General features: G+C 48.5%; 23 protein-coding genes and 3 tRNA genes. 21 read left to right on the top strand and 5 right to left on the bottom strand.

What is annotated here, in order from left to right:
- The first annotated feature begins 92 nt into the window (after positions 1-92).
- The 14 genes from CMO31_02980 (at position 93) to CMO31_02915 (ending at position 17,572) form a co-directional block, all read left to right on the top strand.
- Positions 93-1,661, top strand: a complete 1,569-nt coding sequence (locus tag CMO31_02980) for a hypothetical protein (GenBank protein MAZ52961.1) — start codon at positions 93-95, stop codon at positions 1,659-1,661.
- 80 nt (positions 1,662-1,741) lie between these two features.
- Entirely contained in the window at positions 1,742-2,671 is a 930-nt protein-coding gene (locus tag CMO31_02975; GenBank protein ID MAZ52960.1) for an ABC transporter permease, read from the top strand.
- A gap of 7 nt (positions 2,672-2,678) precedes the next feature.
- Positions 2,679-3,608 (top strand): peptide ABC transporter permease, encoded by a 930-nt coding sequence (locus CMO31_02970; GenBank protein MAZ52959.1) that lies wholly within the window; start codon positions 2,679-2,681, stop codon positions 3,606-3,608.
- Between the two features lie 71 nt (positions 3,609-3,679).
- Positions 3,680-4,762, top strand: coding sequence for a hypothetical protein (locus CMO31_02965; protein ID MAZ52958.1), 1,083 nt, complete (start codon positions 3,680-3,682; stop codon positions 4,760-4,762).
- 73 nt (positions 4,763-4,835) lie between these two features.
- The gene (locus CMO31_02960; GenBank protein ID MAZ52957.1) at positions 4,836-5,996 is read left to right on the top strand and encodes an aromatic amino acid aminotransferase; all 1,161 of its coding nucleotides are present in this window, start codon (positions 4,836-4,838) and stop codon (positions 5,994-5,996) included.
- 32 nt (positions 5,997-6,028) lie between these two features.
- Positions 6,029-7,102 (top strand): malate dehydrogenase, encoded by a 1,074-nt coding sequence (locus tag CMO31_02955; protein MAZ52956.1) that lies wholly within the window; start codon positions 6,029-6,031, stop codon positions 7,100-7,102.
- A complete protein-coding gene (locus CMO31_02950; protein ID MAZ52955.1) occupies positions 7,099-9,150 on the top strand; it encodes a hypothetical protein in 2,052 nt (683 codons plus the stop codon). Before CMO31_02955 ends, CMO31_02950 begins: the two co-directional genes overlap by 4 nt.
- A gap of 48 nt (positions 9,151-9,198) precedes the next feature.
- Complete coding sequence (locus CMO31_02945; protein MAZ52954.1) at positions 9,199-10,248, top strand: hypothetical protein; 1,050 nt, start codon at positions 9,199-9,201, stop codon at positions 10,246-10,248.
- Entirely contained in the window at positions 10,211-11,215 is a 1,005-nt protein-coding gene (locus CMO31_02940) for a hypothetical protein (GenBank protein MAZ52953.1), read from the top strand. The genes CMO31_02945 and CMO31_02940 overlap by 38 nt, the downstream gene beginning before the upstream one ends.
- 58 nt (positions 11,216-11,273) lie before the next feature.
- A complete protein-coding gene (locus tag CMO31_02935) occupies positions 11,274-12,428 on the top strand; it encodes a hypothetical protein (GenBank protein MAZ52952.1) in 1,155 nt (384 codons plus the stop codon).
- A gap of 40 nt (positions 12,429-12,468) precedes the next feature.
- Positions 12,469-13,635 (top strand): erythromycin biosynthesis sensory transduction protein eryC1, encoded by a 1,167-nt coding sequence (locus CMO31_02930; protein MAZ52951.1) that lies wholly within the window; start codon positions 12,469-12,471, stop codon positions 13,633-13,635.
- 42 nt (positions 13,636-13,677) lie between these two features.
- Positions 13,678-15,069: a hypothetical protein gene (locus tag CMO31_02925; GenBank protein MAZ52950.1), complete on the top strand. Its 1,392-nt coding sequence runs from the start codon at positions 13,678-13,680 to the stop codon at positions 15,067-15,069.
- A 652-nt stretch (positions 15,070-15,721) separates the two neighbouring features.
- Entirely contained in the window at positions 15,722-16,462 is a 741-nt protein-coding gene (locus tag CMO31_02920; protein ID MAZ52949.1) for a 3-oxoacyl-ACP reductase, read from the top strand.
- 81 nt (positions 16,463-16,543) lie between these two features.
- Positions 16,544-17,572 carry an oxidoreductase gene (locus CMO31_02915; GenBank protein MAZ52948.1) on the top strand — a complete coding sequence of 343 codons (1,029 nt, stop codon included), beginning with the start codon at positions 16,544-16,546 and terminating at the stop codon, positions 17,570-17,572.
- Positions 17,573-17,677: 105 nt separating this feature from the next.
- Here the strand turns inward: CMO31_02915 and CMO31_02910 are convergent, their stop codons facing one another.
- Both CMO31_02910 and CMO31_02905 read right to left on the bottom strand, forming a co-directional pair.
- On the bottom strand, positions 17,678-18,583 hold the full coding sequence (locus CMO31_02910) for a hypothetical protein (GenBank protein MAZ52947.1): 906 nt from the start codon (positions 18,581-18,583) through the stop codon (positions 17,678-17,680).
- A 162-nt stretch (positions 18,584-18,745) separates the two neighbouring features.
- Positions 18,746-20,185 (bottom strand): hypothetical protein, encoded by a 1,440-nt coding sequence (locus tag CMO31_02905; protein MAZ52946.1) that lies wholly within the window; start codon positions 20,183-20,185, stop codon positions 18,746-18,748.
- Between the two features lie 419 nt (positions 20,186-20,604).
- On the opposite strand from CMO31_02905, the gene CMO31_02900 reads away from it, so the two are divergent.
- The 3 genes from CMO31_02900 to CMO31_02890 are packed head-to-tail and all read left to right on the top strand — an operon-like array spanning position 20,605 to position 23,215.
- Positions 20,605-21,435 (top strand): D-mannonate oxidoreductase, encoded by an 831-nt coding sequence (locus tag CMO31_02900; GenBank protein ID MAZ52945.1) that lies wholly within the window; start codon positions 20,605-20,607, stop codon positions 21,433-21,435.
- Entirely contained in the window at positions 21,435-22,697 is a 1,263-nt protein-coding gene (locus tag CMO31_02895) for a hypothetical protein (protein ID MAZ52944.1), read from the top strand. The genes CMO31_02900 and CMO31_02895 overlap by 1 nt, the downstream gene beginning before the upstream one ends.
- A 35-nt stretch (positions 22,698-22,732) precedes the next feature.
- Positions 22,733-23,215 carry a gluconate kinase gene (locus CMO31_02890; GenBank protein MAZ52943.1) on the top strand — a complete coding sequence of 161 codons (483 nt, stop codon included), beginning with the start codon at positions 22,733-22,735 and terminating at the stop codon, positions 23,213-23,215.
- A gap of 127 nt (positions 23,216-23,342) precedes the next feature.
- Here CMO31_02890 and CMO31_02885 read toward each other — a convergent pair.
- The 3 genes from CMO31_02885 to CMO31_02875 form a co-directional block, all read right to left on the bottom strand.
- A tRNA-Val gene (locus CMO31_02885) sits at positions 23,343-23,418 on the bottom strand.
- A gap of 206 nt (positions 23,419-23,624) precedes the next feature.
- Positions 23,625-23,699: transfer RNA gene (locus CMO31_02880), tRNA-Glu, on the bottom strand.
- Positions 23,700-23,704: 5 nt separating this feature from the next.
- Positions 23,705-23,780, bottom strand: a tRNA-Lys gene (locus CMO31_02875).
- Positions 23,781-24,087: 307 nt separating this feature from the next.
- On the opposite strand from CMO31_02875, the gene CMO31_02870 reads away from it, so the two are divergent.
- The 4 genes from CMO31_02870 (at position 24,088) to CMO31_02855 (ending at position 26,766) form a co-directional block, all read left to right on the top strand.
- The gene (locus CMO31_02870; GenBank protein MAZ52942.1) at positions 24,088-24,384 is read left to right on the top strand and encodes an NADH-quinone oxidoreductase subunit A; all 297 of its coding nucleotides are present in this window, start codon (positions 24,088-24,090) and stop codon (positions 24,382-24,384) included.
- A gap of 2 nt (positions 24,385-24,386) precedes the next feature.
- Complete coding sequence (locus CMO31_02865) at positions 24,387-24,923, top strand: NADH-quinone oxidoreductase (GenBank protein MAZ52941.1); 537 nt, start codon at positions 24,387-24,389, stop codon at positions 24,921-24,923.
- A gap of 77 nt (positions 24,924-25,000) precedes the next feature.
- Positions 25,001-25,540 carry an NADH-quinone oxidoreductase gene (locus CMO31_02860; GenBank protein ID MAZ52940.1) on the top strand — a complete coding sequence of 180 codons (540 nt, stop codon included), beginning with the start codon at positions 25,001-25,003 and terminating at the stop codon, positions 25,538-25,540.
- A complete protein-coding gene (locus tag CMO31_02855; GenBank protein MAZ52939.1) occupies positions 25,462-26,766 on the top strand; it encodes an NADH-quinone oxidoreductase subunit D in 1,305 nt (434 codons plus the stop codon). Before CMO31_02860 ends, CMO31_02855 begins: the two co-directional genes overlap by 79 nt.
- Positions 26,767-26,781: the final 15 nt, after the last annotated feature.

Here is a 26,781-nt window from a genome sequence, read left to right as displayed (position 1 = left end):
TCAATATTTAGGTTAAGGTGTGTAAATTTCTCAGGTGATTTTTGTTTAAAATAGGATTGAAAGCAATTACTTATCGGAGGTAATAAAGAAAGATGCTAAAAAATAGATTTTTGAATGCACTGGTTCTTTCCCTCACGGTTTCTCTGTTTGGTTTAGTGTGGGCCGATGGGCATGAGACAGAGTTCACGTTCGCGCACTCTGGTCCAATCCGAACGATGGATGCACCGGTAACGTGGTTTGGTTCCACACACTGGCTTACTAATACTCTTTACGATTGCCTTATCTGGCGTGCCCATGAAGGCGGCGGTTATGTACCCCAGGCAGCAGAAAGCTGGGAATCCATTGACGATGTTACCTGGCGCTTCCACCTTCGGGAGGGCGGGATTTTCCAAAATGGCGAACCCCTTGATGCTGAGGCCGTCAAATGGAATCTTGATCGGGTTATGACAAGAGAAGACTTCCTTGTCCATCCGCAGTGGGCGTTCATCGACCATGTAACTATTGTGGACGAATGGACGGTTGACGTAATCACTGGTAAGCCCCACGCTTACACCCTAAATGACATCAGTTACAACGGTTGTCAGCTTTTGCCCCCCGACTACTTAACTGAAGTAGGCGAGGAAGAATTTGCCCGCAATCCAGTAGGCTCTGGACCTTATAAACTCGTTGAGCTGAAGGAAAGCGACCGCTATGTCTTTGAAGCTTGGGATGACTACTGGGCTGGTCGGCCTGCAATTGACCGCATCATCTATCAGGTAATACCTGAGCAGGCTAGCCAGATTGCTGCACTCCTTGCTGGGCAGGTAGATTTTGTCCCAAGTGTTCCTCTTCCGGAGGTAGCACGTCTGCAGGGTGAATCCGATATTCTCCTACAGCAGGGTGCTCCAAGTAGAATGATTCACCTTTACTTGCGTGGCGAAACTGAATCAGGCGCCATGGATGAGACTTACCCTGGTTACGAGCCAGCTACCCTCGATATTCGTATTCGGCAAGCGATCTCACACGCTCTTGACCGTACTCTCTTGGCGGAAGTGCAGGGATCAGCAAGACCAGCTCTAGTTCGCATTGCCTCTACACATCGTGAGAGTTTCGCGAAAAAGTACCATGGTGAGCTGAATGCTGATGTTTGGTTCGATCAAGATAAAGCACGGGCACTGATTAAAGAAGCAGGATATACAAACGCTAACAAGCCGAAGCTCTTCTTTGATGCTATGGCCTTCCAGCTTGGTAACGAGAAGGAAGTTGCTGAGGTTGTCAAAGCTATGCTTGAGGATGTTGGTTTCGAGGTTGAGTTAAATATTCTCGGGCTTTCGGCGCTACGTGAGCAAGTGGGATCACCAGGTAATAACCGTGATGCCTACATGGTTGCGCTTGGTGGCTCGCCGTTCCTAACTCCCTTGTTTTACACATGCGAATGGCAACAGGCAAACTATAACGTTTGTGTTGAAGAGTGGGACTCTGTAGGTAAACAGATCCTGACTACGATTGACGCAGACGAGCGCCTCGCACTATGGGAGCGCTGGCAAGAGATATTCATTGAACAGGCTGTGACGGTTCCGCTCTACGAAGTTGTTGGCGTAACCGCAATGAATAATGAATTTGACTGGACCCCCCGGGCTGACGGTTGGTTTACATTCCGGGATCTCAAACTAAGAGATTAAGAACGGGCTGCTGAGCCGCGTTGGTAATCAACTCTCAAGAGTTGATTACCAACGCGCACTAGCACCAGAATACTGATTCGTTGCAGACTTTTATTGTTTCTCGTCTGGGTCAGCTTTTAATGACGATATTTATCGTCTCGCTGATAGTTTTTTTCATGGTTCGCCTTAAGGGCGACCCAATTTCGGTTATGGCGCCACCCACTTTTAGCGAAGATCAGATTGCGGCATTACGTGCCGCCTGGGGATTTGACAGGCCTTTAGTGGAACAATATTTGGTTTTTGTTAGAAAAGCGATAACTGGAGATTTTGGGTTATCAATGCAAGCTCGCATACCGGCAATGGAACTTGTCCTCGAAAGGCTTCTAAACACCTATCTTTTGGCAGGAGTGTCAGCTGTCATCGGCATCTTGATTGCGATTCCCCTTGGTGTTATTTCAGCACTTAGGAGAAACACCTGGTTGGACATTGTGGCCACAATGGGGGCGACCCTTGGGACTGCCATGCCGAACTTTTGGGTGGGGTTAATGCTAATACTTATTTTTTCCGTCAATCTCCGTTTATTACCAGCGTTTGGGGCTCTTGAAGCTAGTGCAATTATTATGCCGGCACTGACTCTGGGAACAGGTATTGCTGCTAGACTCTCACGGCTTACACGATCAGCCATGCTCGAGGTATTGAGTCAGGACTATGTTAGGACAGCATACGCTAAGGGACTTGCTGGCAGAGTTGTAATTATTCGGCACGCTTTAAGAAATTCGTTGCTGCCTGTTGTTACTGCACTTGGGTTGCAACTTGGTTGGCTTTTAGGGGGATCGGTGGTAGTGGAGGCTGTTTTCTCATGGCCAGGCATTGGTCGGCTAATGATTGAGTCTATCGGCGTGCGAGACATAACGGTAGTGCAGGCGGCTCTTTTTTGGTTCGCCCTCTCTTTTATTATTATTAATTTAGTTTTGGACGTGATTTATAGCTTTATTGATCCTAGAATAGAGCTCCAAGGAAATCAGGGATGATGCCGAGATGAGTTCCCAAATTTCTTCTGAAACATCATTAGCAGACAGCGTCTCTTCAGGAGAAGTACTTGCCGTTAGGCGCACCCGATTTTGGTATGCTTTTCGTTCTCTTCGTCGTAGTCGGGTGGGTACTATTGGTGCCGTATTAGTTGTTGGCGTTGTTCTAGTTGCCCTGTTTGGTCCACTAATTTCCCCTCATGACCCCTTAGAGCACAATTTGCGTTCTCGTTTCAAGCCGCCAGGACACCAGGACGCAACTGGAATCTATTATTTAGGTAGTGACCAACTCGGGCGTGACATTTTGAGCCGAGTTATCGCAGGGACCAGGGTTTCTGTAACTGTTGGGGTTCTTGCAGTCGTGATAGCCGGCTTGATTGGCGTATCGTACGGCCTGGTTTCTGGATTCTCAGGGGGCCTTATCGACAACTTTATGATGCGTATCGCTGATGCCTTCTTAGCTATACCGTTCATTGTGCTTGTGGTGGCCGTATCGGGGGTGGTTGGTGCTGGCCTCATGACTCTTATTTTTATCCTCGGAGTGACTAGCTGGGTTACCTACGCTCGAGTGACCCGGGCAGAAGTACTATCGGTCCGTGAGGTTGATTACGTCATGGCAGCCCGTGCTCTTGGACAGTCTAGTTTCAAGATTATGTTTAAGCATATTCTCCCTAACGTGACTGGATCCATCATCGTCTTAGCAACCATGATGGTTGCCACTACCATGCTTGCTGAAGCGTCACTAAGTTTTCTGGGTCTTGGTGTTCAGGCGCCTACTGTCACATGGGGCCTTATGTTGTCAGATGGGAGACAAGTCATTGGTAGTGCCTGGTGGATGTCAACATTTCCAGGTATAGCTATAACCATAACTGTATTAGGAGTGGTGTTTTTAGGAGATTGGCTTCGCGATCTACTTGATCCGCGATTGCGGGGTCAATAAGTGTAGGAGGGATAAAGCGGGTTACCTAAATTAAGAATTGATCAGGCTTGCAATAGTGAGAATATATTTCTATGAGACATTTTTGGAGGAATATGGAGCAGAGTAAAAAAGACCAATTAATGACCGCCCATCAGGCTAACGAACTTTTAGGGGTATCTGATGTGGCTTCTTTCGGCAATAACCTAGATGATTTGCGAGGAGATCAGCCGACATCCCAGTTGTCTGAACACGCTATTACAACAGCTAATAATGCTCTACAGGAGGGGCAGACTCATTACGTGGATGTTCCAGGAATCATGCCGCTTCGTGAAGCCATAGCAGACGCTCTACCATCTGGGTATAACCCAGAAGGAGTGTTAGTAACTGCTGGGGTTCAAGAAGCCCGCTTCCTTGCTCTTCAGGTTTTAGCAGAGGAATCTAGTGTTCTGGCAGTGCCTTCGATTGTCCATCCTGGCGTTAGGAAGGCGTTGGGTATCAGATCCACTAAACACACGTGGATTAAGGTAGAAGATGATCTTCGTCGAATTCCGACGATTGAAGCCATCGAAAGCGCCTTAGTTGCGGGTGCCAACAGAATTTTTCTTGAATCGCCAGGGCGCCTAACTGGTGCTGTTTATGACAGTAATGAGGTCGATCAAATTTCTGACCTTGCTGATAAACACGGTGCTCTAGTAATGATTGATACTGGTCTTTCTGGTTGGCTCCAAGACCCTAATATTTATAACGATTTAAATAGTTTGGGGCGGATAACCTTCTTGGGTGAAGCTTTTCCTGGAGTTGGCCTTGAAGGCCTTTCGATCGGGTATATAGCGACTAACGAGGAACATTTACCGGGAATCACTGCCATGAAACAGATTATTTCGATCTGTACTTCCACAGCCACCCAGTACGCAGCCCTTGGAGCGAGTGACGGCTACGGAGTTCGTCGGAGTGAGGCTGCAGCAAGCCTAAGCCAAAATAAGGAAAGTATGCTTGAGTGGCTGAACTCTTTTGGAGCTGAAATCCTTGTTGGCAATACAGCCAATCTGGTGGCTGTAAGCCGAACGGATGCCATTGTTAGTGCTCTTAGAGATCGTGGATTGACTCCATTAGATGGAGCTGGTTTCGGAGCTCCTGATGTTCTCCGACTTTCGATAACCGAAGGGGTCAAGTAATGACATATCTTTTGAGGCAATATCCCAATCCACAGAAAACACATCGAACTACTCCAGGCTTAGGAGAGATCCTATGAGTGAACAGAAGAAAAAGCGAGGCACTGAGGTTCTTTATCACCTCATTTCGCAAGTACGTGGTTACGACGATGCCATAGTCTTGGGCCGGGGCGATCCTGATTTCGATACCCCTGGGCACATTGTAAAAGCTGCTAAAGATGCAATGGAGAATAAACTAACCGAACCTTCCCCAGCTGAAGGATTGCTTGTCGTGCGTGAGGCCATTGCTGAACGGGTTGAACGGGTCAACGGAGCCAGTTTTGATCCGAACACTGAAATCGTATTTACTAATGGAGGCCAGGAGGCACTATTCCTTATGGTTGTCGCAGCCATTGGCGAGGGCGACAGTCTCCTGGTACCCGAACCTAACTACAATACATATAAGGACTCTGTTACTTTTGCCCGTGGTCAGATTGTAAGTATGCCCACCTATGCGGAAGAAGCTTTCCGGGTCGATCCTGATCGTGTGAGACAAACAATTACTCCCGAAACCCGAGCTCTTCTGCTTGTCTCTCCCAATAATCCTGCAGCAAGTGTAATTTCTAGAGAAGATCAGCAAAAACTAATACAAATTGCACAAGAGAAAGATCTAATCATCATTGCAGACGACATTTATGATTTGATTCTGTACGACGACTTTGTGCATACGAGCCCAGCTTCTCTGCCAGGAGGGAAAGAGCGTACTCTCACGCTAAATGCGCTTTCGAAAACCTATGCTATGACGGGTTGGCGGGCTGGTTGGGTTGCTGGTCCAGCCGATCTAATGACTCGCGTTCGGGACTTGAAGGCAGCTGTTTCAGGGCCGGCGTCTCTTGTTTCCCAATATGCTGCTTTAGCGGCACTGACCGGTCCTCAAGACGAGGCTAATGCCATGCGTGAAGCTTATTCGCAGCGACGACGGATTGTCCTTGATTACCTGGATGATATGGGGTTCACTTACGGAACTCCTCAGGGCGGGCAATTTGTCTTTGTGGATGTTAAACATACTGGTATGGGGAGCATAGAATTGGCGCAGCGGATTCTTGACGAAGCACATGTACTTGCTTACCCGGGTGGAGCTTTTTCTGAAGATATGGACAACTTCCTCCGTATCACTTTCTTACAACCTGAGGAGCAACTAATTCAAGGTCTTGGCCGCATGAAGGCGGCGATGGACGTAATAGGCGTTGGAGGTTAGGTCGTGACCATTAGTTTGCTGAAGGGACGTAAATGGCATACGACTTAACTGACAAAGAACCAGTGACTTTCTACCCCGAAAAGGACTTAAGGGGTTTTATTGAAACGTTTCTTACAACGCTTGGGGCCACAGCAGAAGAAGCAGAAATCGTAGCTGACGGCGTAGTTACGGCATCCTTGTGGTACCACCCAGGTCAAGGTCAAGGGGTAGAGAAGCTCCTCCGTTACTTCAACAGGATTCGTAATGGTGGAATTATTGCAGACGCCCCAATGTCCTGGGACCGAGATGGACCTAGTTACGCTCTTTTAGACGCCGCTAAGGGATTTGGTTATGTTGCTGCCCAACGGGCAATGCTTCGCGCTTCAGAGAAGGCAAAGGCCACCGGTTTAGCGGTAGTTTGGGTGCGTAATAGTAACCATTTTGGTATTGCTGGATATCATGCCCTGACGGCAGCTAATGCGGGTCTCATAGGTTGGTCGATGACTAATGCTCGTGCTGAAATGGCTCCTTGGGGTTCAGCAAAGCCTGTTCTCGCCACTAATCCCTGGGGCCTAGCGGTCCCTTATCCAGGCAAAGAACGTGGACCCGTGTTACTTGATATGGCACTTACCATGTCAGGCAAGGGAATGATGCGTTGGTATCTAGAGCAGGGTCGTGCTATGCCCGACACGTGGGCACTTACCCCTGACGGAGAAAGAACCACGGATCCGGCAGCCGCTATGGACGGGCCGGTACTCCCAATCGGTGAGTATAAGGGTTATGGTTTGAGTTTCTTTACTGATGTGTTCACTGGTGTGATGACCGGTGCGAAGTTCGGGTTAGACGTTTTCCAAGACGAGAATCACTATGATGTTGGTCACATGATGATGGCGTTTGATCCCACCATTTTCATGACTAGCGAACAATTTGAAACACGCCTAACTAAACTTATTGCGGAGGTCAAGAGCGCTCCCCCCATCGACCCTTCTTCACCCGTCTTGCTTCCAGGTGATCTAGAGGACGAGCGCATGCAACAAAGGCGCAAAGAGGGGATTCCTGTGTCCCAAGAAACCCTCCAGTCTTTGCGGCCTCTCGCTCAGGAACTTGGTTTGGAGCCTCTCGGTTGAGCCAGGCAAGTCAGTCACCGGAGGTACGCAAAAGCATTGCCGAGAGTGGATCTGGGTCCGCGAGTAATTTCGAGATCCAGCGTGGCCTTATTCCTGAAGATCTAACAAAGTATAAATGGCTTGTTGAGGTCGCACTTGATCCAAGTGGCACCTATGTAGCCTATACAGTTCGTGAAATTGACCTTCAGATAAATGGTTATAAGACAAACCTCTACTTGCGGGATCTTAAACAGCAGGAGGGAAACCTAATTACCAGTGGGACGGGATCAGCTTCAAGTCCTACCTGGAGTGCTGACGGGAAGAGTTTAGCCTTCTCCTGGAGTAAGGGTGATAGCCATTCTGTTCAAATCTGGTCGAGCGAGGTAAACCAACTGCAGATTCACGACGTAGGTAAGGAGCCTATGACGGGGTTAGTGTTTGATAATGACGGCTCTCACCTAGCTGGAGTTCGCTGGACACCAATACACGATGAATCTAGTCGCAACATAGAGGTTGGATTGCCGGCACCAACCATTAAGGTAATTCGACGTCTTAGGTATAAACAGGATGGCGTTGGTTTTGTACACAACCGTTATTCTCAAATCTGGGTTATGGAGAGGGTTAGTGGAAATCTAACCCAAATCACCGATAGCGAATGTGACTACTCTGAGCCAAGTTGGAGTGAATCAGGGAAACGCCTTGCATTTGTTGGTACGGCTCGAGAACAGAACGTAGCGCTTGGCCAGGGACAAATTTTCCTTTGTGATTATCCAGGAGGATCGCCAGTCCGACTACTGGTTAATTGGCAAGGTGCTTGTCGTAGTCCGGCATGGGGTGATGACGACCGTAGCATAGCGTTTGCGGGGCACAATCACCCAGCTCCCACTAACCGCAGGGTATTCCTAACCCCTCACCTTGCCGACGTGGAGCATGGTACTGCAGTGGAACTAGGTGCTCTAGACCAGGAGGTCGGAAACTACGCTGCATCGGACACCCGGGTAGCGCTATCCAACATAACAGTCAAGTGGCCTGCGGGTGACCCTTGGATTTATTTTCTTTTGACCGTAGAGGGGGCTACCCACTTTTGTCGGATCAACACGACAGGAACTTTTGAGACTATTGCTTCTGGCCAAGGAGTCGTTTTCGACTACAGCCCGAGGGCTGGGGATGCGGCAGTCTATGGTTGGGCAGATCCAACAAATCCAGGTGACTTGTTTGAATGGACTTCGGAAGAGACAAAGCGCCTTACTGCGTTAAATCCCTGGTTACAGGACCGGAAATTAGTCTTACCCGAAGAGCGTTATTTCGAAGGTTTAGATAAGGATCAGATACAAGGTTGGCTTTGGTTACCAACCAAGTTTGATAAGTCTAAGCAGTATCCAGCTATCGTGTACGTGCATTGTTCGATGTTTTCTTGGGACTTTAGCCATGAATTTCAATGTCTCGCTGAAGCTGGGTTTGTAGTTAACGCATTTAATGTACGAGGTACAACAGCTGGTTATGGTCAAGCCTGGACCAGAGCAAGTGAAGGTGATCAGGGTGGTCGTGATTACGACGAGACTATGCTTGGGGTGAATGACCTCGTGACACTACCGTTCGTTGATGAAAATCGTCTTGGCGTGACCGGCGGTAGTTGCGGCGGCTTTATGACGAACTGGATTGTAGGGCACACCGACAGGTTCGCCGCTGCAGTGACTCAGAGGTCTATTTCTAATCAGATCAGTTTTTTAGGGACGTCTGATATTGGTCCTGAGGGCACAGAAGGAGAAACTGGTGTTAACCCCATCGAAAATTTAGAGTCATCTTGGCGACAATCACCCATTGCTTATGTAGGTGATATTCATACTCCTTTGCTCATTATTCATAGTGATCAGGATCATCGTTGTCCGCTTGAGCAGGCTGAACAGTTGTTTGCCGCTCTGCGCTGGCTCGGTCGTGAGGTAGAACTAGTAGTGTTCGAAGGAGAGAGCCACGGGCTTTCCCGAGGCGGGAGGCCTGGAAATAGAGTTGAAAGATTACACAGGATCTTGAGTTGGTTCGAGAGTCATATAGGAACTAAGCCATCGTGATATTGAGGACGCTCTTAGTCGTAGCGTTGTCTGAAAGGGGAGACATAAATGAGAGTTGGTAGTTTGGAAGCTCAACCGGGGGAGCACACTTTCGGGTATTTGGAAGGTCCACGGTCCCGATCTGGTCTTGCACCTGACGTACCGGTACACCTTTTTGCCGGCACTGAACCTGGTCCCACACTATTAGTGCAGGGGGCCATTCATGGTGCCGAAGTCATTGGATCAATAGCGATTCTTAATATAATAAAGAAACTTGATCCTAAGTCGATACGCGGTAACGTTCTTGCCGTGCCGGTAGTTAATCGTGTTGGATTTGAGCTTGGCGAGCGAGGCTCAAGCGTTGATAACAAAGATATTAGTCGCTTGTTCCCGGGCAAATCTGATGGGAGCGTTTCTGACCAGATTGCTCACGTTTATTTTGAAGAGGTTGTACGTCAAGCAGACGTAATGCTTGATTTTCACGCTGGAGCTCGTACCGCGTACGAGCGTTATGTCCTTTTCGGGGCTGAAAAAGATCCAAATAACCTTACTGCGATGGAGGCTAAACGCCGTAAGCTTGTGGTTGCATTCGGACTCGATCAAGCAGCATTTTTTCCACCAAATACGTTTGGTGCAAATTTAGCTAAGGATGCCATTGAGAATGCTGGTGTATTGCAAATCACTTTGGAATTCGGCGGAGGCACTGGTTGGTTTAAGAACGGTGCAGATAATGTAGCTGATGCTGAACGCGGAATCTGGAACACGATGAAAGCCATGAGGATGATTGATGGCGAACTCGAAGCTGATACCCCTGAATGCACTGTTTATAACGCCAACGTTGTCCTATGGAAGCCTGATGTCGACGGTCTTTTTGTTCGCCAACGGCGTTTCGGCGAACATGTTTCTGAGGGTGAAGTTTATGCGACTTTGGTGGATCCCTATACTGGCGAGTTGCTAGCTAATATTCCCAATACAGAGGATGCAATAGTTATCCCGAGTGGTCAAGAGTGGGTCACTATCGGTGCGACTTCTATTGGCATATTAGGTGAGATAGATCGAGTTGAGGATCGACGTAGTATGGATGTATACGTATCATTCGACGAACAAGGAGGTGAATAAGATGAAAATTGGGGATATCCAGGCTCAACCAGGGGAGAAGGTTTTCGGTAAGTTCGAAGTTGGAAAGACTCACGCGCGGTTTCCGGTACATGTTCCTATTCACATAATTCAGGGTCAGTCTGAGGGCCCAGTGTTACTGGTGCAAGCGGGACTTAGTGGACTTGAGGTCGAGCCATCATTGACACTACCTGGTTTGGTAGCTGAACTGGATCCAGCCAAAATCACTGGAACGCTAATCGTCGTTCCGTTACTCAACACCTCTGGTTTCGAATTTGAACAAGTCAATGCGATTTGGGACGATAAGGATCTTAACGCTCTGGGGCGGGGTAACGCTGATGGAACCGTAAGTGAGCAGTTGATTTACCGCTATTACAACGAAGTTATATCCCAAGCTGATGCAGTGATCGATATACGAACTGGTGCTCAGTGGGGCTACTTCCGCTATGCCGGGATTTATCGGACTGGCGCCATACAAGCTTCCACCGATCTTGCTATTTCACTTGGTTTGCCACAGGTGCTTCTAGGTCAACCCGATGATGCTTCTAGTTCGTTTGAGGCAGCTCAGGACGGTAAGGCAGTGTGTTCTACCTGGATTGGTGGTGGACCAGGTTTACGTGACTACCGTGATGACGACATGAGGCGCACCCGAAATGCAGTCTTAAATGGCCTCCGACACCTCGGGATGATTGAAGGAGAACTCGAGTCAGAAGGGCCTGTAAAAATCATAGATGGTCACACCTTTATTAAACCTAACGGCGAGCGCGGGTTCACATTTATGGATTCCGAAAAGCGTGGTGAATCGGTGGCAGCCGGCGAGCAGATTGGTTACGTACTGCACCCCTATACGGGAGAAACACTAGAGGAGATCCGGGCTCCTAGGGATGGCGTAATGCTGCATGCAGGCGCGTCCTGGCCGTTGTTGCCGGAAGGAGTCACTCTAGCGATACTAGGTGACCCTGTAACTTAGGGGCAATCTTGAGGCACCTCAACTTTTACACTCGACCTGAAACTAGAAGGGAAAAGTAATGCTAACTCACGATGCTTTAACACGCGACGTTTCTCAACGTATCAATAGGATACAGGCCATGATGGCAGAAAAAGATCTAGGAGCGATAATTATTGTTGGGGGTGGGGCCCCTGGCGGTCTCGGTGCACTCCGTTACATTACAAACGTACACCTCTGGGGTGGCGCAGCGTACGGAGTATTAGGTTCTGAAGATCCTGACCCGTGGCTCTTGGTGTGGAGTAGTTATCAGGGAGTTTGGAGTCGAAATGAAACTACCACCCAGAAGGATCGCGTGATTTCACCAGGTGACATAGTCGGTGAAACTACCAACCTTGCCCGCAATTACGCAGAAAAGAGCCGGCGCATCGGGATGGTAAATATGAATAAATTACTGAGCGTTGGTGAGCACGCCAAGTTCATGGCGGCACTTAACGGTTACGAGGTAGTCGAGGTTACTGACGCCTATAACACTATTAGGCAGATTAAGACGCCATTTGAGTTGGAAGCCTTACAGCAGAACGGAGCTATTCTCGATGGTTGTTTAGATGTGTTTAGGGATTCTGCATACGTTGGTGCGCGCTATTGGGATGTTTGCGCTGCAACCGAAGCTTACGTGAAGTCACACGGTGCTTTCTGGGGACGGACAAAACTGTCTCTAGACATTACCCCTTATACGGTTCCTACCGACAAGAACCATAGAATGGGCGTAGACGACATCATCAATTTTGAAATAGTGTACGAGTCTCCCTGGGGATATTGGCTCGAAATGACGACCGTGTTTTCCTTTAACGAGCTTCCTGACGAAATCGATAGCCTCTTACAGGGTTATTTAAGAGCGGTCGAGGCTTCTTCCTCCGCCGCGCGGACAGGAAACACTTTTGCAGATGTATCGGCAGCCAATGACGACACACTCCGAGGACTTGGTTTTCCCGTTGCAGGTAAACATACTCCTGATTGTCACAGTACTGGGCTTGATGGTAGTGATGGGCCTAATTCCCTAGGGGCACCCGATTTCGAGTTGAAAAGTAATATGGTCTTGTCGTTCCACCCTGGAACTGTTCTGGAAAACGATCGAGGTTTCCTAATATCCGACAATTTCCTAGTGACTCCTGAAGGTGCGGTTAGGCTCTCGCCTCACAACGCGAGCAGATACTACATTCGTCTCGACAAATAACCTAGTTCCATAATTAGCATAGGTAAGGAGGGCCTAAAATATGCACCCGACCGAAAAATACCCTACAGGGTTTAAGGTCCCCCGATCTCGTGTTCATGAAACGCATCAAATTTTGCAAGACGAGATACGATCCGCCCTTGAGCCACTACTCTTTGGTCCGGTAGGAGGCGAAGGTCGAGATATACGATTAGAACTGGAACGTTCTTTTGCAAAGCTTGCGGGTCGGGCTTATGCTATTTCAGTCCACTCAGGTACGATCGGATTGGTAATTGCACTACGAGCCTGTGGTGTCGGTCCGGGAGATGAAGTTATTACCGTGGCTAACTCCGATATTTCCACGACGGGAGCGATTTCTCTCTGTGGGGCTGTACCAGTTTTGTGTGACGTTATAGCTGCTGATTACACTATAGATCCTAGCTTGGTTGAACCTCTGATTACAGATCGTACGAAAGCAATTCTTCCAGTCGACCTTCACGGACACCCAGCTGATGCCAAGGCTCTTTCCGGGGTAGCCCAGCGCCACGGCTTAGCCATTGTAGAAGATGCTGCACTGGCAACGGGCGCTGAGGATCACAACCGGCCTATAGGTGCTTTTGCTGACGCTGCTGTGTTTAGCTTTGCCCCGATGAAGCCATTGGGAAGTGTCGGTAGTGGCGGGATAATAGTTTGTGACGATCCGGGTATAGCGGAACGGCTAGAGTTACTAACTGGATATGGACATGATCCAACTCCAAGTGAAGATCCGGGTAGCCAGAATTATCTTGAGGAGGGCTACAATGTACCTCTTGATCCGTTGCAGGCTGCTCTTGTCCGGATCAAGTTACCGCATTTAGCAGGTTGGACTCAGAGGCGTCGTGAGATTGCGGAGGCATATAAGCAAGGTCTTGCTGATACTAACGCAATTCTTCCGGATTTCCGTTCAGAATCAAACCCTACGTTCCGTTCTTACACGATTAGGGTCCCCAATCAAAAGTTTACTCACGATGCCCTTAGACGGGTTGGAGTGGAAGCAGTATTACATTACACTCCTCCTGTTCATCATTACACCGTGTACGATGAAGGCTTAAAGGGGTCACAGTCCTTACCAATAACGGAAAAGTTATCTAGAGAACTTCTTTCTCTGCCGGTAACGGTCGAGTTGACTGATGATGATGTCAGGTTTGCGATAGATGCATTACGGCCACTTATAGGCGGCAATGCCCAATAGGTGCAGTAGACTTTAAGAAACAAGTTGATAGGGAGGCAATACATGGCGGCAAGCGGAACTTTAGTTCATCGACTGGTCGATTATGCGCTTGGACTAAGGTATGAGGAGATCAGTGAGGAAGCCATTCGCATTGCGAAATGGCTCGTATTCGATTCTATTGGCACTGGACTAGGTGGATACCAGACAGAACGTGGTCGTAAGGCATTCGCTTACGTTAACGCTATGATGCCAGGTGACCAAGCCACGGTATTAGGTAATGGAAGTCGCTCAACAACAGAAGGAGCTGCTTTCGCAAACGGAACAATGATAAAGGTACTAGGAATGGACGATTCCCATCGAGGTGCCGGCCACATAGCTGCTGAAGTGATTCCTGCTGTTCTAGCTACAGCTGAAGTATACAGGACCCCAGGTCGTACCGTGATAGAAGCCATCGTTGCGGCCTATGATTTAGCTGTTCGACTCGGAATGGCTGTTCGAAAAGAGCAGCGCAGCCGTGGCCTTGATTTGAAAGGTACCCTTGGACCGATTGCTGCTGCTTTGGCAGCTGGTAGGTGTGCAGGGTTGGAGGGAGAAACCCTTGCTAATGCGGTAGGCATAGCAGCCGATATGGCTTCGGGAACTGAACAATACGTATATGAGTCTGGTAATTGTGATACTAAGGATCTGATATCTGGCTTTGCGGCCCGTAATGGCGTGTTCGCTGTCCAACTCGCACAAGCTGGATTCTTTGGACCCGATGGAGCTATTGATGGGGAATATGGTTTCCTAAGGGCATTTGGTGATGGTAGTGGCACCGAATTATTCGATGATCTTGGCAGTAGCTTTTCTATTGTTTCCACTGCTTTTAAGCCACACGGTGGATGCCGTCACACTCACCAAGCTGTGGATGCTGTACAAAACATCCTTGCGACAGAAGAGCTAGATCCTTCCGATATTGACCGGGTTTTGGTCCGCACATACCGTTATGCTCTCCAACCCTCGTTTCGCGTTGATCCTAACCCAGGTTCACGTGAGGTAGCAGGTTTAAGTATAAGGGTAGCTACCGCTGTCGCACTAACAAGGGGAAGTACGTGGCCAGCAGATTTAGTTCACTGGGATGACCCAGATGTACGTCGATTACGTCAGCTTGTTGACATTGAGGTTCACCCAGAGATTGAAAGTAAATATCCTGACGGTAATGGCGCTTCGGTCGAAGTCTACCTTCGTAATGGCCGACAATTGGAAGGTAGCGTACCGTTCGCTAAAGGCGAGCCAGAATTCCGAATGACTGAAGACGAACTCCGCACTAAATTTGCTGCCTTAACACAAGATATCTTGCCTCTCGATCAAGGGAACGCATTGTTCGAAATGTGCTCCGATCTAGAAAAAGCAGCGATTGTTAGCCCAATTTTGGAGTTAACGGCAAGCAAGTTACCGGTTGGGATGAACGCCTGAGTATTGCAGAAGGTTAACTCAAAGATACTTGGCTATTGATTAAGCAACTCCGTAGTCTTAGCTAATAGCCAAGTATGTAGTGGTCCTGTTGGGGATTTGTCGCCTATTCTTTCAAAGTTTTGCTGGCTTTATCTTAAGCGCATAATTGATTTGGTCAATAGTATTTTCTCAAAACAGACCTTTCGTTACGTTGCTTAACTTTGGGCATAAAACTGTGGGTCGATTCAATTGACTCACTGTTTAAATAGGGGAGATGCCCAATCGAGGTAAAGGTAAACCGTGGCGTAGTTTAAGGGTACTGAATCGAGGTGATAGCATAGCTTATAACTAGTAAGCCTCGGAGGTGCAAGTGAGTCAATGTGTGCCCCACTTAGCCAGATTGCAATCGGTGTTGGTGCAGGTACCTACCGGGAGTGTCGAACGGCCTTAGAGGCTGACGTAGGGGATCAAAAGGAGGGTGCTCACCAGACATAGCAGAGACCACTATAGGGCCCTAAGGAATGATTGAGTCGTTAGCTCACGAGGTCAGAATGTTTCTTTAGCCTTCTAATGCCAGGATGATGTTAAGCCAGAAGGGTGTTGAGGTGTCTTTGTCAATTGATTGCCACCAGCATTCTTTACTGCCTTCAGGGTTATAGGGTAAGGAGTAACTATGAATCGGTTGCGAGGTGTAGTCACGATAGTGACAGGGGCAAGTAGTGGGTTCGGTTGGGTTATTGCGAAGACATTGGCAGCCGAGGGTGCCCTTGTCGGACTGGTTGCCCGGAGGAGAGATCGGCTTGAAGCCCTGCAAGCTGAGATCGAGGGAGCAGGTGGTAATGCCCTGGTTTGTCCTGCTGATATCAGTTCTGAACAAGAAATATTAACTGTCGTAGAAGAGGTAAAAGAAGCTTGGGGAACCGTAACGTTGCTGGTAAATAATGCAGGAACCAACGTAACTACGCGCAGCATTACGGATACCGACGTTCAAGCTTGGCGAATGATTCTCGAGGTAAACCTCACTAGCGCTTATATATTAACGAAAGCAGTTTTACCAGGGATGATGAAACAAGAGTGCGGAACTATTATTAATATTGCATCTAAGGCAGCCTCAAACCCAAGCCTCCTGGGTGGCGTTGCGTATAGTTCGTCAAAGCGTGGTATGGAAGCTTTAACGGTTGTGACTAATCAGGAGGGTAACCCCCGAAATGTTCGGGCTACGGTTCTGAACCCTGGAGAGGGTAACACCCCAATTCTGGATAGGCGATCGGCACCTCCTAATGCTGAGTCAAGATCAGTCATGATTCAACCTCAGGATCTCGCTGATCTTGTTGTTTTAGTGGCTACCCTTCCTCAGAATGTAACCGTCGAGACAGTAGACCTTAGGCCAACTAAAAAACGGTCAGCCCGTTAAATCATCGTTTCTACGGAAAGTTCGACAGATCAAACAGAAAACGAGCCGAGCTGTCATATCAAGAGTTAAAGAAAGGATTACATGCCTCTAGGATTTGCTATCGTTGGTGCTGGCAACATTGCAGGTGTACAAGTTGAAGCCATAAAACATATTACTGAGGCCCGGGTTGTGGTAATTACAGGTCGAGGTGAGGAAAATGGTCGTGCATTAGCCGCTACTGCCGAGGCTGACTGGATTCGTGATTTGGCGTCTGCCGTAAGTCACCCGGATGTTGACATCGTTTCAATATGTACTCCAAGTGGTGCTCATTTGGAGCCTGCTTTGGTTGCAGCCAAAGCAGGGAAACATCTTATGATTGAGAAGCCCCTAGAAATTACGACTGATCGCATGGATTCTATAATTGCGGCAGTTAAGGAAGCTGGGGTCACCTTAACTTGTTTTTTCCCTAGTCGCTTTATGATCGGGGTTAAAAAGGTTAAAGAGGCAATTATTGAGGGTAGGCTCGGGAAAATAGTCCTTGCAGATGCATTCGTGAAGTGGTACCGCTCACAAGAGTATTACGATGTCGGTTGGCGCGGTACTTGGGCGTTAGACGGTGGTGGAGCTTTAATGAATCAATCGATACACAGTATAGATATGTTGCAATGGTTAGCTGGCCCAGTTGAAAGTGTTTTCGGCTTGACCCAAACTTCTAGGCATGGAATGGAGACCGAGGACACTGCGACAGCAGCCCTCTCCTTCCGTAGTGGTGCGATGGGGGTAATCCAGGGAGCTACGAGTTGCTGGCCAGGTCAGCCCGCAAAAGTAGAATTACGCGGTACAGAAGGCACCATTGTGCTTCAGGAAGGAAGGATTGTCACTTGGAAGCTCAAGGATTCTAGCGAAGACGAAGAACTTGAAATGCTTTCTCTAGAGGCACCCCTTGGCAGCGGATCATCCGATCCCTTGGGTATAGGTTTTGAAATGCATCAACGTCAGATTTCTGAAACCATCGCAGCGATTCAATCTGGTGACAAGCCCAGTATCGATGGTATTGAGGCTAGGAAATCAGTAGAGATAATTCTGGCGATCTATCAATCGGTACGTGATGGAAGTCCAGTGTTACTGTAAGAAGAGTACGGTGCGACTTACGAATTACCTAATGGGATTTTGGGTATAGAACCGTCTATGGGAACCTAATAGACAGAGTGACTTTTCGAATGTCCATGATCAGCCCTACCGATCATCTAGGGCTTGCCGAAGAACCTCTTTAGCTGCAACTACACACACATGCGCTGCCCACTCTTTAGTGTGACCCTCAGGGTGGAAATGGGGTTCTAGAACTAGGCTTCCTTGATAACCGTTTTCCTTGAGATTTCTCAGTTGTTGAACGTAATCTATGGTTCCGTGGCCCATTGGCACATATTGTCGATTTCCGTCTTTGTCAAGTGTCGAATCCTTCAAGTGAATGTGTTTGATACGGGTAGGGTCTAGGAAATCGTAACCGTCAGGATAGGGAGTCTCGCTGTTACCGTAAGAAGCATTACCAGGATCCCAGAGCATTGCTATATGCTTCCGAACTTCGATATCCGTTTTCTGGTCAATTACTTGGAAAAGTTGCCCCAGTTCCTTGCCTGATCCCACTATGCATACAGGTTCGTTTTCCACCAACAGAACAATGTCCAGGTCACGTGCTAGCCGAGCTGCTTCGATCAGTTTATCGCTAACATCATCGACTAAAGCTGTGCTCCAAAGTTCGCGCCAAAAAGTGAATATCCGAATAAAATTAGTGCCGAGCTGTTTCGCAATATCAGATGCCTTACGAATTAAATTAAGTTGCTCTTCAAAGCTATTGAACCCTTCTAGTAGAAAGTCACCCTGCGCCTCCTTGCTAATTTTGCCATCACGGGAAGACTTAAATATCGGAGAAGCAACCGCAGTGACCGTAAGGCCATGTCGTTTTACTATCCCCGCAGCGTGTTCAACCTCTTCAGGATTTAACTCGAGAATGTTTTTGCCCCACATTCGTCGGAGTTCAACGTGGTTCAAGCCCCACTCGCGGATTAGATTGCAAGCGCAGTCAACATCGTCACTAATTTCGTCACTAATAATGCCCAGTTCAAACACTGTTTCGGGATTCATTGGTTAATATTAACCTCCGTGATCAGTGGCTGGACCCTCAGTGGCTGCCAAGACCTTTCCTTCTAGCGTTGCGAGTGAACATTTAATGACTTCACAGGACGCCGGTACCTTTAATAGGCTTTAAATAAATTAATTCTATGGGTTAGTTATTGCGGTTAGCTACTAATACTCTCGCGCCAGTGGTTCGAGCTCGGAAATTACTACTTCAGAAAGATGCGTCTGCCCGGAATCACAGAGTATGCCGAACTGGCCTGATAAGGGTAGATCCGACATGTCCATCGAGAACACCCATACATCGTTGATATAGATTTCCACTTGATGCGCTCTCGAGATGATTCTGATCTGGAGTTTTCCGCAATTGAGCGTCCCAAAGGCATAGTTATCGCGTAGATATCTCGGGTACGTATTACCATTGAAGCGACGAATACTTTGTTCAAGGTACCGAACCTCCATCAAAGAGATGGTGTTCTGTTTGGGATCGATGTGAAGGCCTGAGGCGACAATGGTGCTTCCCGCTCTATGTGAGTGGCGAACAGGTTGGACGTGCCAGAGCAATGTTGCACTATTTGCGTGAGATACGTCGGCAGTGCAGGTCAGCATAAAGTCTTCGACCGTCGTGTCGATCAGCTCACACGCTGTCTCATTTGAAGCGGCATGCACGGAGAAATTCCGATTAACTGTGGCGGCACCTGTTATCAAGCGATCAAGGTCTGGCCAATAACGGAGAACGAGATTGTCGTTGGCATCTTGGGTTATGAGCTTCGGTGTGGCCCAGGAGACTTTGCCTTCACCCCAGGTATGATGGTAGAGCAACCGCTGACCACGAAACATTACCGTGCGACCTACGTAGTTGTCGAATCTGCCCTGGCCCGAGCCCAGAAGTAGAGGCGCTGCAGGCAATTCCCAGGATTCGTTCCCCACATCTGCTCTTATGTACCATGTGCCCATGGCGTCGGTTCTGCCCGAGGTTGAGTGTTTTCTGGACTGGCAGCTCGAGAAGAGCATGTAGCGAGTGCCTTCCATCTCGAAATAGTCTGGAACCTCGAGGTCCACGAATCCGTTGTTGGTCCGACTGTAGGTCTCTTCGCTCATGTAGATCGGTTCGTGATAAGACCAGGTGAAATAATCCTTTGACCGGATGTGGGCGATCGCTGGTTTTCCGGTTTCTCCATGGATCGCATACAGGTACCCATTCCAGACCCCGGCTTCTTCGTCGAGGTATGCCGTAAGGTCACGCCAGGAGTTGCCAGCGTCGTAGGGTGTTTTCGAGGGCAGAATCGGATGATCTCCCACTCGCGTCCATGTCACGAGATCCTCGGAGCGGATCAACCCGATTGGAGTACCCTCACCACGGGAGCCGTAGCACAGATAATACGATTCACCGACCTTGGCTACGCTACCGGTCATCCTCATCCCTGTTTCGTCCCAATCCCCGACGACGGCCATATTCTTGATAGGTGGCAAATGGTTCCAGTGGATCAGATCTGCTGAAACTGCCCTACCTATGTTGCCTTCCGAGAGGAAGAACAGGTGGAACTCGTTTCCGGCCTGGTAGATCCACGTATCCCACATTTTCTCGGGAGAAACGTAAACGATGCCCACGAATTACCTCCTAAATAAACGTCGTCTAATGCCAGATGGGTGCGACCCAGTGTGAACCGAAGAGCATCTCTGTATATGGAGAGGGCCGAGTTCTTTCGTTCTCCAGGTTTACTTTGTGCCCATCGGTCACGGGAGCAAGTATAGCAGTCACCTGGCCCTCAAGGACTTGTTGAATTAGTACAATTCAGGCTTAAGGAGGCCCATAGTTGGCTCCGGTCAGTGTCTGAGGGTATTCCAGAAGCTGACCCCGACTAATGATGTTGTCAGGTATATGCTGCTTGGAGGTTGCAAGATTATGAGCGGAACAAGTAGTCCTGAAATTCCACTTTGCTTACGGACTAAGGGAAGTATAAACAAGTGTCCGTAGGGTATCAAATAGGTCTCGTAGTGGCGTGTAAGGCTTTAGAGTTGGTTTTGTTTTGAGAGGGGAGCCTGATGTGATTTCGTTCCAGCTGGAAGGAAAGACCGCAATAGTGACCGGCGGAAGTGGTGCGTTAGGAGGAGCGATGGCTCGAGGTCTAGCCGCCGCCGGAGCAAGGGTAGTGATTATTAGTCGGCGTCCTGAGGCAGCAAGCCAGGTAGTTGAAGCAATTCGGTTGGAAGGCGGTGCAGCTATGGCCGTTATTGCAGATGTAACTGACAGGAAACAACTAAAGGGAGCTATTGGACAGGTTTTGAAAGCTTGGAACCGTATAGACATCCTAATAAACGCCGCTGGCGGGAATTTACCCGAAGCCACTGTCTTCGATGAAGTCACGCTTTTCAACCTTTCTGATGACGCTTTCCGTTCAGTGGTCGAACTCAATCTCACGGGAACCCTTCTCCCCATCCAGGTGTTTGGCGAAGTTATTGCGTCTGAAGGATATGGGAGCATTGTCAATATTTCTTCAATGGCTGCTCAGAAACCACTTACTCGCGTTCTTGGTTATAGTGCGGCTAAGGGAGCTGTTGATAACCTCACCCGCTGGCTTGCAGTACACATGGCGCAAACTTATGGGCAAGGGGTGCGCGTCAACGCTATTGCCCCAGGATTTTTCGTAGGCGAACAAAACCGGGGATTGCTCCTAAACCCAGACGGTAGTCTTACTGAGAGAGGTACGCAGATAGTCAAGCAAACCCCAATGGGGCGGTTTGGAGAACCTGAAGAGTTGATTGGTACAGCAGTTTGGTTAGCCTCAGATGCTAGTCGTTTTGTGACTGGAGTTGTTGTACCTGTAGATGGAGGGTTCTCCGCGTTCGGAGGCATATGATGGACGCCGCTGTCACAGCTCCGAGAGGAGAAATCCTTACTAAAGAAGTATTGATCGATACATTTCAAAAGGGATTAGCCCAACGTTTTACAGGCAAACATGTTCTGGTGTTGGTCCCAGATCACACTCGTACTTTACCCCTACCTGAGTTGTTTCGTCTAACAACTGACGCTCTTGGAGGGGCTGCGAAGGTTGATTTTATGGTGGCACTTGGTACGCACCCACCTCTCACTGAACAGGACCTTTGCCGCCTATTCGGCCTTGAGTTGTCGGAGCGGAAAGGCCAGTACGGGCATATTGGACTTCTGAACCACCGATGGGATGACCCTAATCAACTCGCAACTATAGGAACACTCACGCAAGACCGCATTAAGAGCGTCGCATCTAACTATTGGCACCCAACTCTTTCCGGTGACGTGGAAATTCGAATTAACCAACTTGCAATCCAAGCCGATCACATATTGATACTGGGTCCCGTTTTTCCCCACGAAGTAGCAGGCTTCTCTGGAGGGGTTAAGTACCTTTTCCCCGGAATAAGTGGACCTGAGATGATTAACTCAACCCATTGGCTTGGCGCTCTGGCAGGCGTGGTTGACACAATTGGTATCGCTGAGACCCCAGTGAGGGCAATGATCAATGCCGCTGCCGAGTACGTACCTACTCCAATTACACTTTGTGGTCTAGTAGTCGAGGATGGAAGTCTATCGGGAGTATTTATTGGGGATCGGGACGAGGCTTGGGAAGCAGCAGCTGCGCTTTCTTCTGAGCGTCACATCCGTTGGGTTAAGCGGCCTTTTCGCAAAATCCTTTCGTGGGCCCCGACCATGTATGACGAATTATGGACTGCTGGCAAGGCAATGTACAAGTTAGAACCAGCTTTAGCTGAGGGTGGCGAAGTGATAATATTTGCTCCCCATCTTTCGGAAGTAAGTCGTGTTCACGGCGCTTATATACATAGGATTGGTTACCACGTACTTGACTACTTTCTATCGCAATGGAATCGCTTTAAAGACGTACCTCTTGGCGTGATTGCGCACAGCACTCATGTGAGAGGGGCTGGACGTTATGAGGGAGGTATTGAACACCCAAGGGCAAAGGTTACTTTATCAAGCAAACTAGATGCTGAGACATGCCAACGGCTTGGTTTAGGCTATATCGATCCACACACTATTGATCCCCAATCCTGGAAAGACAGAGAAGATGAGGGCATTCTGTTTGTTCAAAAAGCGGGCGAAATTTTGTACCGAGTTGAGCCTGAATGAAATTTGACCGGCAAGATCCCAAAGCTGTAGTCCTAATGGGCGTATCGGGCTCCGGGAAGACTGTTGTTGGTGGTCTACTAGCTGAACGTTTAGATTGGCTTTTCCTTGATGCAGATGACTACCATCCGGCAACTAATATCAGCAAGATGTCTTCAGGTAAAGCTCTGAGCGACGAAGATAGAAACCCTTGGTTGTTCAATTTGCGCGAACTCGTACAACAACGGTTAGCTGAAGGCCAATCCTCTGTATTGGCCTGTTCTGCCCTAAAAAAGAGTTATCGAGAAATACTACTTGCGAACGATAACCGTATTCATTTAGTTTATTTAGCGGGTGACTTTGATTTGATCTATTCTCGAATGCAGTCCCGTGAGGGTCATTACATGAAAGAGGGCATGTTGCGGAGTCAATTTGCTACTCTTGAACCCCCTAAAGATGCAATAGAAGTATTAATTACCAGCGGCCCGGAGTGCATAGTAGACACGATTATTGGTGCTTTAATCCAACACAAAGGTATATAAGTTAAGTTATCGGAGTCCAATGGTTTCTTAAGGTTCTGAGACTAAGAGATGTAAGTCGGATGTTGTTCCTTATACTTTGCAGTCTAGAAAAACAATCAAATGCGTCCGGTGATGGCCAGAAATGTTCTGGTGGGCGATGACGGGCTCGAACCGCCGACCTTCCGCTTGTAAGGCGGACGCTCTTCCAACTGAGCTAATCGCCCGGACCAACAGAGAGTTTAAACCATTCTGCACAACATGTGACAGCCCTCTGGCCTAAAAAGGTTCTATCGCCAAAAGTAACCGGGCCATGAGATGAAGGCTTTAGTCACTCCCAAAGGCAACTTGTAAGTAATTAACGTTTTAGAGTCATTCAGCGTTTAAACCAATTTTTGGGATGGTCGGGAGGAGAAACTGCTCCTCCCGATTCTGGTGACCCCTACGAGATTCGAACTCGTGCCGCCACCTTGAAAGGGTGGTGACCTAACCGCTAGTCGAAGGGGCCCTGGGTGGTGGGTCGTATAGGACTCGAACCTATGACCCGCTGATTAAAAGTCAGCTGCTCTACCAACTGAGCTAACGACCCTTCCAGCGGTGGCCGTGATGGCCGCGCAGCCACGTCAGTATATGGAGGAGATCTGAGGCTGTCAAGGGAATCATTTGCACTCTACGTAATCACAGGGCTTTTCGGTAGCTAGAAGCCTACTGTACTGTTGTCTTTCGATACCTACTTGAGTGCTTTGCAGCCCGATGGTACGATAGGTAGGTTGTACGTTGTGAAATGCAGCACAAGGTGGAGTCAATAGCCTTTTGGGTGCGGCCGAAGGGAGACAAGAAAGTCCTTGTATACAGCACTATTTCTTTTATTTCTAGTTGCGGGTTTTATTGGAGTGATGGCACTCATAGTAGGTGGTTTGCTTGGGCCTAAAAAGGGAGGCCAAGTAAAACTAGATGCCTATGAATCCGGTGTACCTGTTTCAAGTAATGCTAGAGAACGCTTTCCAGTACATTTCTACCTTGTTGCTATGCTTTTCATCATCTTTGACATTGAGACGGCTTTCTTCTATCCGTTGGCAGTTAAATTCAAAATGGCGCCTGAATTCCTCTTTGCGCAAGCCATCGTTTTCGTCATCATACTGGCGATTGGTTACGTTTACATATTGCGCAAAGGTGTACTGAACTGGAAGTGAGTATGGCGATACGAGATATTTTTGAGAAAGATTTTCAGGAACTTGAGGCGGAGGGCATTTTATTCTCGACAATAAAGGGCCTCGTTGCTTGGGGCCGTAGTAATAGCCTTTGGCCAGCAACATTCGGACTGGCTTGTTGCGCCATTGAGATGATGCAATCAACAAATTCGCGTAATGATTTGGCTCGATTTGGTTCCGAAGTTTTTCGAGCTAGCCCTCGGCAGGCAGATGTGATGATCGTTGCTGGGAGGCTCTCTAAGAAAATGGCACCCGTAATGCGACGAGTTTACGATCAAATGCCCGACCCCAAATGGGTTATTTCGATGGGAGCGTGTGCTAGCTCCGGAGGCATGTTCAACAATTACGCTGTTGTTCAGAATGTGAATTCGGTAGTACCAGTTGATATTTTTGTTCCAGGATGTCCACCAAGGCCCGAAGCTCTTGTTTACGGTGTTATGCAGCTGCAAAAGAAGGTACGTGGCCAGGTATTTGACCAAGAAGGTATTGCCCTTCCAATGGTAGAGGGTTGGTCACAATGAGTGATGAGACAAGACTTCTCGAGGTGGTTCTTAAAGATCTTGAGGCTGCAGGGGGCAAGAAGTCTGAGTTCAAGGGAATGGTATCTGTCAACTTTGAGAGGAAAACAATACTTGAGGCGGTAGGTGTAGTTAGAGATCATGGGTTTAACCACCTTTCAGATATCTTCGGGATTGATTACGAAAGCTATCCTGGTCATCAGGGCCCCCGGTTTACTGTCGCGTACAACCTCTATGCCATCGCTGAGGGAGAAAGGCTCTTTCTCCGTGTCGATCTCAATGAGACTGAGGAACTACCAACATTAACCGGTTTCTGGCGAGGAGCCAACTTCATGGAGCGTGAAGTGTTTGACATGTTCGGCATTTCTTTTCAAGGCCACCCAAACCTTAGAAAGATAATCACTCCGGAAGACCTTGACGGGCACCCACATCGGAAGGATTTTCCGTTAGATGAGACTGCAACTTTGTTTAACGAAGGGCGATTTCTAGATCCAGCAGCTTTTCGTGCAGGAATGATGGGGCGTGACCCCGGACTTACAGGATGGGCAGGCGGAGCGAGAAAGGGCGTCCGAAGTGGGAATATGTCTGGTGTAGATGCCTCGCAAAAGGAAACCGAGTGAGCATACCTAACACTGGTTACGACGTCCGGGAGATTAGTCGGGAGACAACAGGTTCTTTCGACACGCGCCACATGCGTATTAACGTAGGTCCTCAGCATCCTTCTACCCACGGCGTTTTGCGTTTAGTAGTAGATCTCGATGGCGAGCGTATTGCTAGAATAATGCCGCAAATAGGTTATTTGCATACTGGGTTCGAGAAAACTATGGAGAACCGAACCTACCAACAGGGTGTGACGTATTCCAACCGAATGGACTATCTCCACGGGTTCGGTCATGACCTTGCTTATGTCCTTTCCGTCGAGACCTTGATGGACGCTCAGGTCCCGGAAAGAGCTCAACGAGCACGAGTAATACTCACCGAGCTTAATCGTATAGCTAGTCATCTGGTCTTTTTAGGTACTGGCATTCTCGACATGGGAGCCTTGACCCTATTTTTTTACACCATGCGAGAACGAGAACGGCTCCTAGACATTTTTGAGTTGGTATCCGGCGTCAGAATGAATTACGGTTACTTCCGAGTCGGTGGCCTTTCAACTGACTTGCCAGAAGGGTTCGAGTCAGCTGTTCGTGAGTTTATTTCAGAATTTCCAACCATGATGGAACAATATGCAACCATGTTTGTACAGAATGATATCTTTGTAAATCGTACAAAGGGTGTAGGAGTTATTTCGCAAGATCTTGCGCTGGACTATTGCCTTACGGGACCATCCTTGCGGGCTAGCGGGGTTTCGCTGGACTTCCGGAAAGCACAGCCATATAGTGGCTACGAAAGTTACGTGTTTGATGTCCCCACCTCCGAAGAGGGGGATGCATACGCTCGGTTTATGATGCGATTTCTCGAGATGGAACAGAGTCTCGCTATTGTAAAACAGGCATTAGACGCACTGGAACCAGGACCAATTAAAGACCCTGACCGTCGAATATCCCTTCCACCTCGACATGAGCTTGAAAACTCGATGGAAGCTGTAATTTTCCATTTCAAATTAGTAACAGAGGGCTTTCACCCACCACGTGGCGAGGTCTACGTTGCTACAGAATCGGCTCGAGGTGAACTTGGTTACTATCTTGTTTCGGATGGTGGTTCGATGCCTTATCGAGTCAAGGTACGAGTGCCAAGCCTTATTAATTTGCAGAGCCTTGAGCCGGCGTGCGTAGGGGCCCTGTTTGCTGACATGGTCGTCAATATAGCAACCATGGATCCGGTAATGGGGGACGTGGATAAATGAGGCATACCCTGTATA

The sequence above is a fragment of the Trueperaceae bacterium genome (genome assembly GCA_002707365.1).
Classification (GTDB): Bacteria; Deinococcota; Deinococci; order Deinococcales; family Trueperaceae; genus UBA6957.
The sequence above is the reverse complement of the archived record's forward strand: the minus strand, read 5'-3'. Positions and strand labels throughout refer to the sequence as shown.